We start from the raw sequence: 16,611 nt of genomic DNA, 5'->3' as shown, positions 1-16,611 counted from the left end.
TTACAGCGCTGCACGTACCCCTGCTTCCCACATTACGGTGCTGAGTGTGGCATACTCTTGCAGACTCAACGTCTCTCCACGTCGGGACGGTTGAATACCTGCCTGCTCCAGCAGAATGTCTGCCTGTTCCCGATTCTCCTTTGTGAAGAAGCGCGCCTTCAAGTTGTTTGAGATTGTTTTTCTCCGCTGGGCAAAAGAAGCCTGTACCACTTCGAAGTAGTGTGCTTCATCCGGAATCTCCACTGGCGGCTGCTCACGCACTTTCAGCTTAATGACAGCTGATTCCACATTAGGTTGCGGAATGAAGACTGTAGGAGGCACAATACACACAAGCTCCGGCATACTGTAGTACTGAACTGCGATGCTCAGACTACCGTAGTCTTTTGATCCCGGTGCAGCAGCCATGCGTTCAGCCACTTCTTTTTGGATCATGACAACAATGCTGTCTACCGGCAGCTTCTCTTCCAGCAGTTTCATCATGATTGGAGTCGTTACATAATAAGGCAGGTTAGCCACGACACTGACTTTGTCCACGGATGCAAAATCCGTATTAAACAACTCAGCCAGATCAAGCTTCAACACATCCCCATGATGAACACGTACATTTGAATAAGGCTGCATCACTTCTCCCAGGATTGGGATTAAGCGCTGGTCAATCTCTACGGCTGTGACGGGACCGGCTACCCGAGCCAGTCGCTCCGTGAGGGCTCCAATACCCGGCCCGATCTCCAGTGCGCCCTTGGACTCGTCCAAATCGGCTGCATTAACGATTTTGTTCAGTATATTTTGATCGATCAGAAAGTTCTGACCCAGACTTTTCTTAAATGAGAATCCGTGTCTTTGAATAATCTCTTTCGTTCGCTTGGGCGTTGCAATTTCTATCGTCTCTTCCATGTCCTTCATATGCTCACAATCCTTCACGTTCAATTTGCGCTAATGCTGTAGAGAATTCTTCCCGTGTAATCTGAAATACACTGAGACGTTTGTGGAACTGCTTACCGTTACAATATCCGATGCCCAGCAGATTACCCATTTCCATGCGACGTGCAGCAGCCTGCGGATGCACGATAAGTCCTGCCGCGATCAGGTCCTCCCAATCGATCAGGCTCGGAGCACCTTCGTATGAAGTATGGACGCGCGCCAGAGCATGACGGATCGCCTCTGGTGAGGCATTCTCCACCCCAATGTCCCCTTTGCGCGTTGCATCGGCTTCCGGAATGAAGGCATGCTTGCAGCCAGGCACCTTGTTCGCAATAATTTTACGAATGCGTTCGCCAGCATGATCCGGATCTGTCAGTACAATGACTCCCCGTCTCTCCTGAGCAAGCGCAATCCGCTTCAGAATGCGTTGGTTGATTGCTGATCCACCTGTTTCTATGGTATCGGCTTCAACGGCCCGACGGATAGCTACCGTATCGTCACGGCCTTCCACCACAATGACTTCTTTTATCATGTTCCATTTCTTCCTTTCTAACGCAAAAAGAAGAGGAATATCCTCTTCTCTGCTAAACGGCGGGGAAGACTGAATTCAGACTCCTCCGCCGCATATTCCGCATGAATCATTCATGCAACTATTTTATAGCATTCCCATTTCAAAGTAAAACGATTTTAGTTCGCTTCCGGCTTCACCGGACCGATCACGTAGACCGTCTTGCCTTTCTTACGTCCAAAATTCAGGGCATGCTTCACACTGTCATAATACACATCAATTTTGTTGCCTTTAATGGCACCGCCTGTATCTTCCGCACGACGGAATCCCAGACCTTCGATATATACCCACCAGCCAATTGGAATGACTTTGGGATCAACCGCAATGGTGCGTCCTTCTGTTACACGAGTACCAGAAGCCGTTTTAGTACCAATGCCAGGCTCTTCGGAAGAGTAGGCAGTCATGGATACATTTTTAAGTACTTTGGAGTATTTAAAAGAAGTCCCGGATACGGTAATCACTTTGCTGCCCGAGGCAGATGTTTTCTTCGAGTTCGTTGTTGTAGCCTTTTTGGTTGTTGACGTTTGAGCCGATACGGTCTGAATCTCAGGTTCTTTCACGACCGGTTTTGCTTTGGTGCCGACAGCGATCACTTTATCTACACGATTATTCGCGACAGATTTGCCGACCATTTTTTTGGAGACCAATTCTCCATCCTGAAATACCTTTTCGATATGCTGTACAATTGTGCCTTCTTTGCCGTTCACAACGACTCGGTTATCCCCTTTGTACAAGCTAGGGTCAGCCGTTTTAATGACTTTGTAAGCGATCGGTTGCTCTACTTCCACTGTACGCTTTGTTACGCGCACTACACGGATCTTCATCTCCGCTTTGATCGCAGTTCCAAGCGCCGGATACACTTTATCATTACTTTCAACTTGAATACCTGATTTTTGAATTGCATCTTCTACCGATGAATCGGTTGTATACAGAGTCTTGGTGTCTCCGTCTGCCGTAATGTTAACTGGAACGGCCCGCTCAATAACGATTCGGTCTCCATCTGTTAACGCCCCATTCATGGACATGGATACCTTATCGTGAGGGCTGACTGTGATCGACTGCTCCTCCAGCATTTCCTGAAGCATTCCTGTACGAGTCTCTACCACCTGAGCTTTGCCATCAATAACCAGTGAAATTTGTTTCCCGGCCTGACCGTAAACGACTAACAAGATCATGATTGTAAGCGCAATTGAGAAAATCGCGATCAATGCCATTTGACGCATGTTCTCATGCTTCCACCGCAACGCGAAAGACTTACTGGATGATCGTGACTCATGGGTCTCTTCTGGTTGGAATGTGCCCACTTCTCCGTCCTCCTTCATAGCCTCGCCGTCTAAAGTAATGCATGATGTCTTTGACGTGACTATACCAAATTTTCTACAGAACACAGATTGGACCAACATAATCCGGTTCTGCACCATGAATCAATCTTCGCAACATGATGTCATCCTCCTGAATACCTACCGTATGATGACAATATTTCTTTTATTCAAAAACAAAAAAGCCAAAGAAAGAGTGTAAGAGGAACTCTTTCGTGGCTTCCGAATGATTTTGAATATCGGAAATTCATGCACGAGGTTGCCTCTCTTTTTCCGCTTGCGAGGTTAGCTGTCGGGTTCGGGCGAAAGAGAGCCGCCCTATCTTGAGTCACCCGCTCATGGCGGACGCCCTTGAATTCACCCCGAGACCCAAAGAAGAAATCAAATACGGCTTCGCAGTTCCCTTCGCTGCTTTTGGGTCAGCGAACGTTGCGCATCGGCCAAATACACCGATGTTTAAGCCCTATTGGTTCCCCCGCTCTCCGATAACGGAGACTCAGCGAGACTGATTCATGAAAGTAATGTTGTTTCATCGGAAAGTGTCCCTTTGTTCATCCCCCGAACATCTGTCCAATTTTCCGCACAACAATTCACTGAAAAGATGATATCCTGTTTTGATGCATGTTGTAAAGCGTTGATCAAGTACGTTTTTCTGAATATTTGGTTAAAATATTGTAATATTCTTGATTTATTTGGATCAAAGGGCAAATTACCTCCGCTTACCTGCCTTTTTCACCTCATTTGCTCGTTTTTTTAACGAATCCCAAATCGTTCCATGGCATTTTTGGTTGTTATTGCAGCAATTTCCTCCACCGAAATGCCTTTAATTTCCGCAGCTGCCTCTGCAACCAGACGTACATGCGCTGTCTCATTTCGCTTCCCACGATAAGGGTGAGGTGTCAAATATGGAGCATCTGTTTCAATGAAAAACCGGTCCATAGGAACCTTCTCCAACACCTCTTTAGGCTGCTTTGCATTTTTGAATGTGATCGGTCCTCCGAAGGAGAGATGGAAGCCCATATCGAGGCAACTTTTTGCTGTTTCCCAGCTGCCCGAGAACGAGTGCATCACACCACCAACTTCGCCCGCCTTCTCTTCACGCAAAATTCTTATGATATCCTCATGTGCATCCCGATTATGGATGACAATTGGCATGTTCACTTCACGCGCCAAAGCAATTTGTTGTCGTAATACGCGATGCTGTATCTCTTTTGGTGAAGTATCCCAGTGATAATCTAATCCAATCTCACCGATCGCAACCACTTTTTCATGCTTGCATAAAGATGCAATCCACTCCAAATCGCCCTCCTGCATTGTGATCGCATCTACGGGATGCCACCCTACAGCTGCATATATAAAGTCATACGTTTCGGCGAGTTTCATTGTGGTTGAAATCGTCTCCCGGTTAAAGCCAATGTTGATCATGCGACCAACTCCTGCATCCACAGCACGCTGAATCATGTCCTCGCGGTCCTCGTCGAATTGTGGTGCATCCAGATGTGTATGTGTGTCGAACAGCATCATGTCTGTATCTCCCTTCATGTCGAAATAACGACTATCTTCTTTTTCAAAATTCAATTTGTAAAATTCAATAATTCAATGACTCATACATAAAACATTTTGGGTAACCTGTGTATTACATCATTACGTTTGTTTCTTCACAACTACAATATATAGAAGATATACGGATATTTTGATCTATATATTGTTGATTGTACTCATTCTGCCTGCTTTCATTTACAAAATTATGTCGATCTACATATACTCCCCATTAAAGCAGATTACTGTATCATGGAAAATAGCTCTTTTAGAAAGTGTTTTGATATCGAAATTCTTCATCGGATTATACCCACACGATTACAAGAAATAGGGGCGTATATGTGACGGTAATTCGTGAATAATCGCATCCACCTTGTTTTGAGGGTAATACAAATGATGTTTCCCTCGGTGAAGCCCACTGATGGAACGGACAATGTCAGATACTTCTGACAACTCACGTAAATTGTCCTGTCGATCCAGAAGAAGAATCTGCTTATCTGTGGATTCATCCGGACGAAACACATCATACGGATTATCCGAAGGAAAATCAATTTCAAGATCATATTCGGGATCGAGGCCAGCCTGTACAAAAGCTTCCCGAATCTCTTCCATCATTGTCAAGTCGACCTGTTCAAGCTCTACATACTTATATAACTTGCGATCCATAAAACGTTCGCATAACTCACTTAGAACAGTATCGTCCTCCTTGCGCCACTGCGTAAATGCCGTCTGAATTAATGCTTCATCCAACTGCAAATATTCATCCACGGATAATTCTCCTTCAAATAATTGAGGGAGTGGATCAATCATGAAGCGGAATTGAAAACCATGTTGTAGGAGTGTTTTCGCTCGCTTGAATATTTGCCGCAATATAATTTCAGAACTACGAGTTACCGGATGGAAGTAAATCTGCCAATACATCTGATACCGAGACATTAGGTAATCCTCCACAGCATGCATGCCTGACTCCTTGACTACAATCCGCCCATGATAAGGACGCAGCATCCGAAGGATACGATCAAGGTCAATCGTGCCGTAATTTACACCTGTAAAATAGGCATCCCTGAGCAAATAATCCATTCGGTCTGCATCAAGCGGACTGGTCACCAAGTTCACCACAATCGGCTTTTCATACGTTTTTTGAATGACAGACGCTACTTTCTCAGGAAAATCAGGAGCATACCGTCTTAAGATCGCCCCTACTTCGGTATCACCTGTAATAATGCGACAAGTCCAATCTTCGTGATTCATGTCAAAGGCTTCCTCGATGGAGTGAGAGAATGGCCCATGCCCGAGATCGTGAAGCAGAGCTGCACACAGAGCTACAATCTTTTCTTCCTTCGGCCAATCCGAATAATGACTTCTTTCAAATTGAGAGATGATCTTGCGTGTGATCTCATAAACACCTAGTGAGTGTGAGAACCGACTATGCTCTGCTCCGTGAAAGGTGAGGTAAGAAGTACCCAGCTGACGAATCCGGCGTAAACGCTGAAATTCCGGGGTGTTAATTAACTGCCATATAACCGGATCTTGCACGTGGATATAATTATGTACCGGATCTTTGAATACTTTCTCTTCCGTTAAACGTTGTTCCATGTCGACTCACTCCTTTAATTTCTTTTATATTAACGCTTTGAGCTCTGCGATTTACCTAAGATTCGACACCATATGACGAACTTTGTCGAATGAAGTAGTTTTGTCGTTTTCCAAATCGACAAAGCTGACATTGAGGTTTAAATGCGAAAAACGGCTTCCAATCCCTTACCACCAGTAACCTTGTGAAAAACAGCCTTAATTTTAAGCTAATTTTAAGGTTGACTGATTTGGGAATCGTTGGTATGATGAGTATCATAAAACATAAAATAATGTCGAATAATGACAAAGATAGTTAGCTGAGAGGAGCACTGATTATAATGATGAAATCAACAGGTATTGTAAGAAAAGTGGACGAACTGGGACGGGTAGTTATTCCAATTGAATTGCGCCGTACGCTCGGTATTGGTGAAAAAGATGCTCTGGAAATCTATGTTGACGGCGAGCGCATCATGTTGAAGAAATACGAGCCTGCTTGTATCTTCTGTGGTAATGCAGAGAACGTTACTTACTTCAAAGGTAAAATTGTTTGTAACGAATGTATTTCCGAAATCCCCGCACCTGTAGCAAAATAAAAAAATACAGGTATACTGGACTTATCTAAATTGTTATCTCTAACCTTTTTAATATTCCTTAATGACCTTCCCGGTGTGAATCCCACCGCGGAAGGTATTTTTTTGCCTTGTTATGGGTTCCATTACCCAAAATAATTCTGTCAAACGCGAACCGGAAGAGAGCGATGACATTTGTTCGGAATTTTTTTTAGCCACTCAGCTTTTTTTTAATATTCCACTAAGGTTGGATATAAGCTTCTTTTCAGGTTATGTTCCCCACAACAGAAGATATTTGGTTAGATTACTACTCGATTAATGCATTATATACATCCCGCTTCGCCAGACCGCGATCGGTAGCCGTTTTTTTCATTGCATCTTTGCGGTTATGTCCTTCACCCTCATAATGGCTGACATGATCGGCGAGTGACATGAGCTGCCACCATGCTTCGCGCTCAGCCTTACGCTCCTCTTCCTTAATGCCTTCTACCAGCAAGCAGTACTCGCCAAGAGGCGGATGTTCTTCAAGCCAGTCTATGCATTCCCTCACAGTGCCCCTTGCGAATTCCTCATGACGCTTGGTTAGTTCACGAGCCAGGACAATCGAGCGATCACCCAGAATTTCTTCGAGATGGACTAATGTTTTCCGAATACGGTGAGGCGATTCATAAAATAACAAAGTCCCGTTGGATTCGTCAAAAGCCTCCAGCACTTTTCGCATGTCCTTTTTCTCCCGCGGCAAAAAACCGCCGAATGTAAAACGCTCCGTCGGTAATCCGGACACGATCAGAGCAGACAACGCAGCGTTGGGCCCAGGGATGGGAATGACCGTTATTCCGGCTTCCAGTGCAAGCTGTACAAGGTCAGAACCTGGGTCCGAAATGGCTGGCAAACCGGCATCGCTGACGAGTGCCAAATTTTTTCCTTCTATTATATAGCGTATCAGTTCAGGTCCACTCGCCCCCTTATTATGCTCATGATAACTAAACAGCATCGAAGGTGTAATTTCAAAATGGGTAAGCAGCTTTCGGGTCTGGCGTGTATCTTCTGCTGCAATGATGTCACAACTCTGCAATGTCTTGATGGCACGGAAAGTCATATCCTCCAGATTACCAATGGGTGTTCCAACCAAATATAGCTTGCCTGATCCTTCAGGCTGCTCCGCATAGCTTTTTTGAATATGCAAAGTCATCTAAAGCCCTCCTTTCGTAGTACACTCAGCATGTTGCTGACCATAGTAAATATCCATAATCTCTTCGCAGTATTTCCCCTCTTCATTGTAGACAATGAGTGGAGGAAGCATCCTTACTTCGGGTTTACCATCTTTCATTCCTTCAATTAACACCATGTTGGCTTCCAAATGAGCACGGGGATGTACCATCCGAATCCGTTTTGGTTCCAGCTTATATTCGCGCATGAGCGAGATAATCTCTGCAAGGCGCTGCGGACGATGTACCATCGATACTTTACCGCCATTACGTACAAGTCGACTGCAAGCCTGAATCACTTCTTCCAGGGTACATCCGATCTCATGACGTGCCATGGCCTGATGTGTGTTCATCTTGAGATCACTGCCATTCAGAGGCATGTATGGAGGATTAACCGTTATTGCATCGTATACAGCATGTCCTGTTTCTTTCACCAATTCTCGCAAATCACCTTCACGAATCATAATCAACTCATCCAACGCATTTAATTGCACACTGCGACGCGCCATATCAGCCAAACGTGGCTGAATCTCGATCCCTTCCAGACTAGCCTGCGTACGCGTTGTAAGCAAAATGGGAACCACCCCGTTACCCGTACACAAATCAAGTACACGACCCCGTTTAGGTACGGAAGCAAACCGGGCTAATAATACGGCATCCATCGAAAAACTAAACACTTCATCACTTTGAATGATTCTCAGATCATGAGAGAGCAGATCATCAATCCGCTCTGACTCATGTAACACAACTTCATTTGCTTTCATATGTTACGCTCATCCTCCGGTACTCTATATCTCATGTTCGTTTAGTTTAGGTTTATAACCTTGAAAAAAAACCGTAGGGGATCCCTACGGTCACTTCATTTATTCAAAAAAGACAGGCAGAACAGACAATCGCCTTCCGTCCGCAAATGTCCATAATAGACGTTGCAGATATGGAAGCCTTCGTGATACAACCTGGCCAGATTATCATACCCTTCACCCACAACATCCTCGCCTGTAGCCGGACCTGCTGGTCTTGCTACAGGAGCGAGTGCTGAGGAGATCGGCAGATCTGCCGGAGCCTCACGTTTGAGCAGTTTGCGTAACTGCTCATTCTCGATGGTAAGCCGCTGATTATCCTCAAGCAGCTCCTTCACAATCATTTTTAACTCTCCTAAATCACCGTGCAACTGACCCAGTTGGGTTTCCATTTCATGAATGTGCGTAAACAGATTTTTCTTTTCCAAGTTTCCACCCCGAAGCAACCTTTATGGTTTACTTGATAACGACGTCATCCAGCGGAAGTTCTTTGACTTTACTGATGTCGAACAGTTGAACATGGACTGTGCGGCTACCGGCATTAATTCCGACAACTTTTCCTTCACCCAATGAGGTGACGACCAATTTGCCTACAGCTGGCAGTTCTTCTCTCACACTTTCATAGTTATCATGCTCAAATTTCAGACAGCACATGAGTCTTCCGCACAACCCTGAAATTTTCGTCGGATTCAGTGACAGGCTCTGATCTTTAGCCATCTTGATTGATACCGGCTCAAAGTCTCCCAGCCAGGAAGAACAACACAACACACGGCCGCAAGGTCCGATTCCGCCAAGCATCTTCGCTTCATCACGTACACCAATCTGTCTCAGCTCGATTCGTGTACGGAATATGCTTGCCAGATCCTTGACCAGCTCCCGGAAATCAACTCTTCCTTCAGCTGTAAAATAAAATATAATTTTATTGCGATCAAACGTAAATTCCACATCGACCAGCTTCATTTTGAGGCCATGGTCTTTGATTTTATTTAAACAAGTACCGAATGCTTCTTTGGCTGCACGTTTGTTCTCATCAACCACACGGGCATCTGTATCGCCCGCAACGCGGATGACTTTCTTCAGCGGCAACACCACATCGGACTCGCCCACTTCCTTCTTACCTACGACAACCTTACCGTACTCAACCCCCCGCGCTGTCTCCACGATAACGCAGTTTTCTTTCTCAATGGGAAGGTCCAGGGGATCGAAGTAATAAATTTTGCCCGCTTTTTTGAAACGGACACCCACTACACTATACAAAAAATTAACCCCCTTGTAAGCCAACCCCACTTCGTCTGAAGCCCCGTCTTCTTAGGGAACCGGCCGAAGTTATAACCGTTTGCATATGATTGGAGCTAACTTTGCCCTCTCCCAGTCTTATGCCAAACCGATCAAAAATTGCTCCAGACAAAGCTGGCCATTGACGTTGAAACGCAATTTTTTTCTGCATGCTGCGGCCATATCCATATAGGAGACCCACTGCTCTGTGCTGCGGGTATGTGCCAACTGAGATAACATGTCTAACTGATCTATAAAAACGATATGTTCATGCCTATCGTACTGAACATACAGCATGTCCCTAAACCATAGATGGAACAAACTGAGCAGCATGTCCAGGTGTTCAGAGAGTCCGGTTTTAAAAAGCTTCTGCTGTGCAGAGATCAATGATGTACTTCCTCTACCCAGGGACTCCTTCCCTAATTGTAACATTACGTTTCTAATTTCTGCAAACCAATTCTGCTGGAGAATTTCTCTACATGCTTCCAATCCTGACGCTAAATGGACGGCAGAGCGAGCCAGATTGGCAGGGTGCCCTTCCTCAATTAGTGATTGCAGCATCTCTTCCGGATTCAGTGCGCTAAACGGTACCAATTGGGAGCGTGAGCGGATCGTTGGCAACATGGCCTGTCCATTATCTGTAATCAGGATGCCGACTGCTGGTACCTGCGGTTCCTCCAGAAATTTGAGCAAACTGTTTGCTGCCTGCACCGTCATTTTCTCGGCTTGTTCTATAATATATACTTTGGGATGGCCTGCCTCTGATCGGTATGAAAAGATACGCTGCAGATCCCGGATTTGATCTATTTTAATGTTGTTTCCATCTGGTGCAAGCATGGTTAGATCCGGATGGTTACCATGATCTACCTTACGACATTCAAGACACTGCCCACAAGCGTCATCTTCAAGCTCTGTACAGAATATTGCCTTGGCAAAGGTAATTGCCGTCTTCCGTTGCCCGCTACCAGCTGGACCGCTAAACAAATACGCATGGCTTATTGCCTTACGTCTCAAACTGCTTTGTAACATTTTCTTGGCCGCTTGTTGACCCATAATCTGTTGAAAGGACATACTTCCTCCTCAGAAGCTTAAATTAATAAGCATCCCCCGAATTTCGCCTACTTGTTGTAATAGAGAGATTTTTCCTTCTTCTGTATCCAGCAATTCATCAGCCATGGATAACAGAGCGGAGTCAATTTCATCAATCAGCTTATACCGCTTACCTCTGCCACGACGATCCCAACCCCTTGTCTCTTTCATGGATACACCGCGACGAACGGTCTCTTCCAGGAACCTTTTAACAAGTTGCTTATACGCCTTCAGTTCACGAATCGTCATGGAACGTGCCAAGCGATCTCCCTGAAGCTGGATTTCACTAAACCGGCGATTCAGTTCAGCTTGTGAGGCCCGTTCCCCCTGGTGATTCATCATATCAGAGAAATTTTTGGATTGAACCGGTTTGGAACCTGAATCAGTAGAACTGATCCCGCTCTGAATCGGTCTGAATCCAGGATTGATTTTCATGGATACGCCTGCTTTCTATCATAGTTAGCTAATCGCCCATCAGCACAGTGCGCGTTGCGCCTGTGCGTGAGAATGAGGCTTTTATATATGCTGATCACACTCTATATATAATGGTAGATACACATCACCATCAAGGACTAGTTCTTTGTAGTCAACCTCTTTCCGAAATGAACCATTCCCCCAGCTGGGAAATGCTCATCCGGAAAGAGTATGCTGATTTTTCTCGTCAAAAAAGGCGTTCCGTAAGTGGCACGCACGAACTCTGTTAACTCTTCTTGCATCCATCGTTTCCAACATGCTATCGATCATGAAGGACCCTCACGAGATCCATGCAATAGGTTTAATTAGAAATGTTCGAAGCGATCTACCGGGAGAACAAATACAGTAGCTCCGCCTACTTGAACTTCAACAGGTAGCGGCAGGTAAGAGTCGGTTGTTCCACTCATCGGTGTGACCGGAGTCACGAGCTGTTCACGAACCTTACAGCTGCTGCGAATGACGTTCATTACGGATTCGACTTGACCATCATCGACACCGATCATAAACGTCGTGTTGCCTGCCTTCAAAAATCCGCCCGTACTGGCAAGCTTCGTTGCCCGAAAGTTTGCTTTGACCAATGCGCTGGATAATCGGTTGCTGTCTTTATCCTGTATAATCGCAACAATCAGTTTCATCCTGCATACCTCCTTTAGAATAAGCACCTTTATCAAATGCCCTGTCTATATATTAGACAATTACTCGTCAAAATCCTTCAAAATCCCTGTCTCCAGCGACAAAATCATTGCTGCCAAGACATCCTCCTGCTTCATGGAAGCATCGATAACTCTGATCCGTTCCGGGAACTGCTCTTTTAATAGGAAGTAACCCTCTCGCACTTTACGGTGAAACTCCAGATTTTCCAGATCCAGACGGTTCACTTCGCGGCCATCATGAGCGTCGATCCGGGCAAGCCCCACTTCAGGCTCAATGTCCAGATATAAGGTCACATCCGGCATGAGATCACCAATCGCAAAACGATTAATGGCCCATACATTCTCTATCCCGAGTCCACGGGCGTATCCTTGATAGACCAGACTACTATCGACAAATCGGTCACAGATGACTGCTTTTCCAGCTCTCAGCGCAGGCTCTACTTTCTCCGCCAGATGCTGGCTGCGTGCAGCTGCATACAATAGCGCTTCGGTTCGAGCATCCATTGCCGTATGAAGAGGGTCCAGAATAATTGAACGTATTTTCTCCGCAATCTCAATTCCACCAGGCTCTCGCGTAACTACGTAGGGTATACCCCGTTCTTCAAAATAAGAACCTAATCTACCGATCATCGTTGTTTTACCGGAACCCTCTCCCCCTTCCAGCGTAATGAATTTACCTCTGCCCTGCATATGCTTCCCTGCTTTCTATGTCGATAATTGCATCTATTGCTACTGTAATTGAATATGCTTAGACCCTCTTGCTATAAGATATGATATCCCCCGCCCAGAGGTGTATAGCTACAGCTATATCGGTACGTATTAATAACACCAAGATCATACAAGCTTGTTTCTTTCTATCATACTATAGGTCAGCGGTTACTCCAACATGAACAACAAAGTAAAGCGTTCAACCGTAGATAATCCATACCCATAATGGAAGCATAATTGATCCGGCAATAGCACTGACAATCATGGAAACTGAACTGAGGGCTACCGCATTCTCTCCATATTCAAAAGACCTTGCCATGCCGAGGGCATGAGATGCTGAACCCAGTCCAATTCCATAGGCATGTTTACTGCGGACCTTGGCCCATTTCAAGAGCATCGGCCCCAATAATATCCCTGAGAATCCTGCAATCATCACAAACAGCGATGTGAATGAGGCATTCCCCCCAACCTGATTAGCGAGTTGAATAGCCACAGGAGTTGTCACTGATTTTGGCAATAAAGCGATGACCATCTCTTGCGGATAGCCGAGCAGAATGGCGATTAAAGCGCCTGTAGCGATACCTGTAATACTGCCTCCGATTGTTCCACCCACAATTGGAATGATATTTTGCTTCAGCACATGCAGATGTCTGGACAAGGGAAAGGCGAGAGATACAACTGCTGGGCCCAAAAGCTCCTGTATCCATTTGCCACCCAGCATGTACGTATCCAGCTTTATACCGGAGATCACCAAAATCAGGATCAGTATGGCAGTCGTTGTGAGTACAGGCATAAGGATCGGCCATTTCAGCCTTTTATATAGACGAGTGGCTGGAATATATACAGCGATGGTTAGCGCGATCATTCCAATTCCGAGGATGAATGCTGACAAGTGATCGCCTCCTTTTTGCCTGAATGAGACGATCTCCATGTCATAAGCCACTCACTTAATTTGGCAGATATCAGACATGTGATTAATGTGCTAACGATCAAACCCAGAACCAATAACAATGTGTTGGCTCTAAAAAAATCAAAGTGATTAATAATGCCCACAGTTGGCGGGATGAACAACAATTGCAGATGAGATTGAAGCCACGTCGACCCTTCTTCTCCCCAGCTCATTTTGATCCATCCCAGTTGAATGGTGACAAACAATACCAGCATGCCCACAATACTGCCTGTTAACGGCAGATGTAATACAGCTTGAATCAAGTTTCCGATCCAATAAAAACCGTACATCAACAAAACTTGCAGGACTATTCCTGTATATTTTTTTAGCGGAATACCCAAAGTGTTCCCTTCTTTCTTATGTCTATCTCTATAAGTTGAACTAGAGCGTGTCTTCATACCTGCCGAAAGCCGGAACGTAACTGAACGTGTCTGGAGCAGAGCATGGAGCGGGAGCGCTAACGACCCTGTGACGTCTTATTCAGCGATTTGAAGCGCCCGCAGCAATCTAAGGAATCTGAAACACGCTATATTGGAATAACCAGCCGTTTACAGCGTGTTTGTTAGGTGAATTTGGCTAATAACGTGTCTCAGGTTCCTTACAAAATAAAAGGAGGACTCGAAGGCTAAATAAGACGTCCTCGGTTCCTTAGAAAATCGTCTGGACAATTCGCCAGGATCAGCGAGCCTAGACTTCAAGATGTTGGACCCTGACATCCTTCAACGTATTGCAGCCCTGAGTTTGAAGACACACCCTAGCAAGTGGATTAATGACCAAGAGACCCTCACATGTGTAGGGTCCGGTATCGCAATTCGTATTGGTCATATTGCCTACCTATTGGTGAATGCAATTCAGATCTTCATGTGTTCCCTTCATTCCTTCATGACCCTCAATGACTGTAGAGATGCATCGGATACCCCATGAAACTTTGCACCCTCATCCCGCAGCAGTTGTATACGTGCCACCATCGTTGGACTAATACGTTCACCCGGATATACAAGCGGAATCCCTGGAGGGTATGGAATAACCATCTCGGCTGATCGACAACCCGCGCTTTCTTCTATCGGGACATTGATCGTATCCGTCTCCACAATCGGTTGCAGTGTGAAGGAGATTGGTTCCGAGTAGCGATTTTTTTCTTGTAAATTGTTCCACGTGGAAATATAATGTGCAGAAACTTTCGCAATCTGTTGCGATGGCTCTGCATTTGATTGGTTCAGCTCATGTCCATCCGCAGAGCTGATATGGTGTAAAGCCTGCAACAGGTGCTGAGCATCTTGCACCGTTGAGCCCAAGCTGAAGAGCAAGACGACGTACCGTTCGTCGCTCATCTCAGGCACACAGCCGCATGCTTCCAGCTGCTGCTGTAGCCCATAACCGCTCAGCACCCCTGCGCCGTCATAGATGACGGCCTTGAATGGGTCCTGAGCGGTATACCCCGCGGCAGATGGCATCGCCGCCGCGGTCAAGCCCTTCCGTGTCTGCTGCGCAGCGGACACGGACATGCCAGCCGGCTTCGCTGTTCCGGCTGGCGGTTCTTGCTGCAGCGGCTGTGCAGGCTGCAGCAACTGAAAGCGCGGCAGCTCCGCGAGGCCGCGCTTAAAGGCATTCACGGCGGCGAGCCCCGCCGTGAACGTGTTCGCGCCCTGCACATGCAGCAGCCGGCGCGCCAGATCAAGCGAAGCCATCACAGGGTATGATGGGCTTGAGCTCTGCACCATGGCCAGGCGCTGCCTTAACAGGGACCGGTTTAACCGTGGTCCCTGAATGTGCAGCATGGCACCCATGGTGAAAGCCGTCAGCATCTTATGTGTCGACTGCACGACACCGTCTGCTCCGCATGACAGTGCAGAGACAGGCAGATCCGGATGCTGCCCATAATGCGCGCCATGCGCTTCATCCACGAGCAATGGCATGCCAGCGGCGTGGCATACCTCGGCTATGGGCGTCAGATCTGCGCCCATGCCGTAATAATTGGGCAAAGTGACCAATACGCCCTTTGCCTCAGGATAGGACTGGACAGCAGCCTGAACCGTCTCTACCCACGGCATGACCGCAAGTCCACTCGCAGGATCAACCCACGGCTCCAGAAATACAGCTCTTGCGCCCGCCAGCATCAACCCGTGAATAACAGATTTGTGCACATTCCGTTGCACCAGGACAATACTGTTTGGCTCGTCACACACGGTGAGCAATAGGGACAGATTACCTGCTGTACTGCCTCCCACAAGGAAGAAACTCTCCTCAGCGCCAAAACAATCTGCCGCAAGCTCCTGCGCTTCCTGGATTACACCTTCTGGATGATGTAAATCATCGGTGCCCGTGATCTCCGTAACATCCATCTCCATCATCTCCAGAAATGAACGATCTGGTACCAATCCTACTTTCGAATGAGTCCCTTCATCGCTAAGTCGTTCCCCACTCCCCATATCAGTCCCATGTTTCTCCACTGAACTGAATCGCTCTATCTTTCGGTTAACTTCCCCTCCTGCATCACTCTGAATCTCACCGTTATGCTGGTGTTCCTCATTAACGATATCCTTAGCTGGAGGTTGCACTGCTTCTGCTTGTTCTACCAAATGTCGATAAGCTTGTCCATTCTTATGCCCAGGCACATGAAAAGAACGCTGCTTCGAATCACGATACGCAAGCAACGCTTCATATAAAGGGGCACTACTTGATTTATTTTTATGATCCATGAAATAACCATCCTGTACATATATAATGTGCGCTCTATGCGCTTCAAAATGCTTCCTAATCCAAGGAATGCCCTTCTTCCCCATCTCCACATGCTCTACTGCAAATGATCTATACCATTATATCAGCATACCCCTTCCCAAGATGGCAAACAAGACAATCTCTCCTCTTAAGTAGAGTAAGAGGCTGGGTAATCCCAGCCCCTCCTCATCAAACCGTACGTGAGGTTTTCCCTCATACGGCTTTCCGATGTTCTTCTTCCTGCGG

General features: G+C 46.3%; 17 protein-coding genes and 1 riboswitch. Of the genes, 1 reads left to right on the top strand and 16 read right to left on the bottom strand.

From position 1 onward, the window contains the following. The 5 genes from rsmA to J2Z28_RS27855 form a co-directional block, all read right to left on the bottom strand. Positions 1-903, bottom strand: a complete 903-nt coding sequence (rsmA, locus tag J2Z28_RS27875) for a 16S rRNA (adenine(1518)-N(6)/adenine(1519)-N(6))-dimethyltransferase RsmA (RefSeq protein ID WP_272907837.1) — start codon at positions 901-903, stop codon at positions 1-3. 4 nt (positions 904-907) lie between these two features. Next, positions 908-1,453 carry a ribonuclease M5 gene (gene rnmV, locus J2Z28_RS27870; RefSeq protein WP_017691379.1) on the bottom strand — a complete coding sequence of 182 codons (546 nt, stop codon included), beginning with the start codon at positions 1,451-1,453 and terminating at the stop codon, positions 908-910. Positions 1,454-1,608: 155 nt separating this feature from the next. Further along, on the bottom strand, positions 1,609-2,793 hold the full coding sequence (locus J2Z28_RS27865) for a resuscitation-promoting factor (RefSeq protein WP_076254648.1): 1,185 nt from the start codon (positions 2,791-2,793) through the stop codon (positions 1,609-1,611). 273 nt (positions 2,794-3,066) lie between these two features. Then, positions 3,067-3,320, bottom strand: a riboswitch (cyclic di-AMP (ydaO/yuaA leader). A 241-nt stretch (positions 3,321-3,561) separates the two neighbouring features. Beyond that, positions 3,562-4,332: a TatD family hydrolase gene (locus J2Z28_RS27860; protein WP_211085365.1), complete on the bottom strand. Its 771-nt coding sequence runs from the start codon at positions 4,330-4,332 to the stop codon at positions 3,562-3,564. A 333-nt stretch (positions 4,333-4,665) separates the two neighbouring features. Further along, positions 4,666-5,943: an HD domain-containing protein gene (locus J2Z28_RS27855; protein ID WP_036606129.1), complete on the bottom strand. Its 1,278-nt coding sequence runs from the start codon at positions 5,941-5,943 to the stop codon at positions 4,666-4,668. Positions 5,944-6,260: 317 nt separating this feature from the next. Between J2Z28_RS27855 and J2Z28_RS27850 the strand changes: the two genes are divergently transcribed. Beyond that, positions 6,261-6,515, top strand: coding sequence for an AbrB/MazE/SpoVT family DNA-binding domain-containing protein (locus J2Z28_RS27850; RefSeq protein ID WP_017691383.1), 255 nt, complete (start codon positions 6,261-6,263; stop codon positions 6,513-6,515). Between the two features lie 283 nt (positions 6,516-6,798). Here J2Z28_RS27850 and rsmI read toward each other — a convergent pair whose 3' ends face one another. The 11 genes from rsmI to J2Z28_RS27795 form a co-directional block, all read right to left on the bottom strand. Beyond that, positions 6,799-7,683: a 16S rRNA (cytidine(1402)-2'-O)-methyltransferase gene (gene rsmI / locus J2Z28_RS27845; protein WP_036606130.1), complete on the bottom strand. Its 885-nt coding sequence runs from the start codon at positions 7,681-7,683 to the stop codon at positions 6,799-6,801. Further along, positions 7,684-8,463 (bottom strand): tRNA1(Val) (adenine(37)-N6)-methyltransferase, encoded by a 780-nt coding sequence (locus J2Z28_RS27840; RefSeq protein WP_211085364.1) that lies wholly within the window; start codon positions 8,461-8,463, stop codon positions 7,684-7,686. Between the two features lie 95 nt (positions 8,464-8,558). Beyond that, positions 8,559-8,927 carry a DNA replication initiation control protein YabA gene (gene yabA / locus J2Z28_RS27835; RefSeq protein WP_017691386.1) on the bottom strand — a complete coding sequence of 123 codons (369 nt, stop codon included), beginning with the start codon at positions 8,925-8,927 and terminating at the stop codon, positions 8,559-8,561. Positions 8,928-8,955: 28 nt separating this feature from the next. Further along, positions 8,956-9,756: a PSP1 domain-containing protein gene (locus J2Z28_RS27830; RefSeq protein ID WP_017691387.1), complete on the bottom strand. Its 801-nt coding sequence runs from the start codon at positions 9,754-9,756 to the stop codon at positions 8,956-8,958. 117 nt (positions 9,757-9,873) lie between these two features. Further along, the gene (holB, locus tag J2Z28_RS27825) at positions 9,874-10,845 is read right to left on the bottom strand and encodes a DNA polymerase III subunit delta' (RefSeq protein ID WP_036606132.1); all 972 of its coding nucleotides are present in this window, start codon (positions 10,843-10,845) and stop codon (positions 9,874-9,876) included. Positions 10,846-10,854: 9 nt separating this feature from the next. Then, the gene (locus J2Z28_RS27820; protein WP_017691389.1) at positions 10,855-11,298 is read right to left on the bottom strand and encodes a YaaR family protein; all 444 of its coding nucleotides are present in this window, start codon (positions 11,296-11,298) and stop codon (positions 10,855-10,857) included. Between the two features lie 344 nt (positions 11,299-11,642). Further along, on the bottom strand, positions 11,643-11,972 hold the full coding sequence (locus J2Z28_RS27815; RefSeq protein ID WP_017691391.1) for a cyclic-di-AMP receptor: 330 nt from the start codon (positions 11,970-11,972) through the stop codon (positions 11,643-11,645). 60 nt (positions 11,973-12,032) lie between these two features. Beyond that, entirely contained in the window at positions 12,033-12,680 is a 648-nt protein-coding gene (gene tmk / locus J2Z28_RS27810) for a dTMP kinase (RefSeq protein ID WP_211085363.1), read from the bottom strand. 217 nt (positions 12,681-12,897) lie between these two features. Further along, the gene (locus J2Z28_RS27805; RefSeq protein WP_083685168.1) at positions 12,898-13,590 is read right to left on the bottom strand and encodes an LrgB family protein; all 693 of its coding nucleotides are present in this window, start codon (positions 13,588-13,590) and stop codon (positions 12,898-12,900) included. Further along, positions 13,560-13,988, bottom strand: a complete 429-nt coding sequence (locus tag J2Z28_RS27800) for a CidA/LrgA family protein (protein WP_083677614.1) — start codon at positions 13,986-13,988, stop codon at positions 13,560-13,562. The genes J2Z28_RS27805 and J2Z28_RS27800 overlap by 31 nt, the downstream gene beginning before the upstream one ends. A gap of 531 nt (positions 13,989-14,519) precedes the next feature. Continuing rightward, entirely contained in the window at positions 14,520-16,346 is a 1,827-nt protein-coding gene (locus J2Z28_RS27795; protein WP_211085362.1) for an aminotransferase class I/II-fold pyridoxal phosphate-dependent enzyme, read from the bottom strand. Positions 16,347-16,611 lie beyond the last annotated feature (265 nt).

The organism is Paenibacillus xylanexedens (assembly GCF_017874615.1).
Taxonomy (GTDB): domain Bacteria; phylum Bacillota; class Bacilli; order Paenibacillales; family Paenibacillaceae; genus Paenibacillus; species Paenibacillus xylanexedens.
This window is presented reverse-complemented; position numbering and strand designations above follow the sequence as displayed.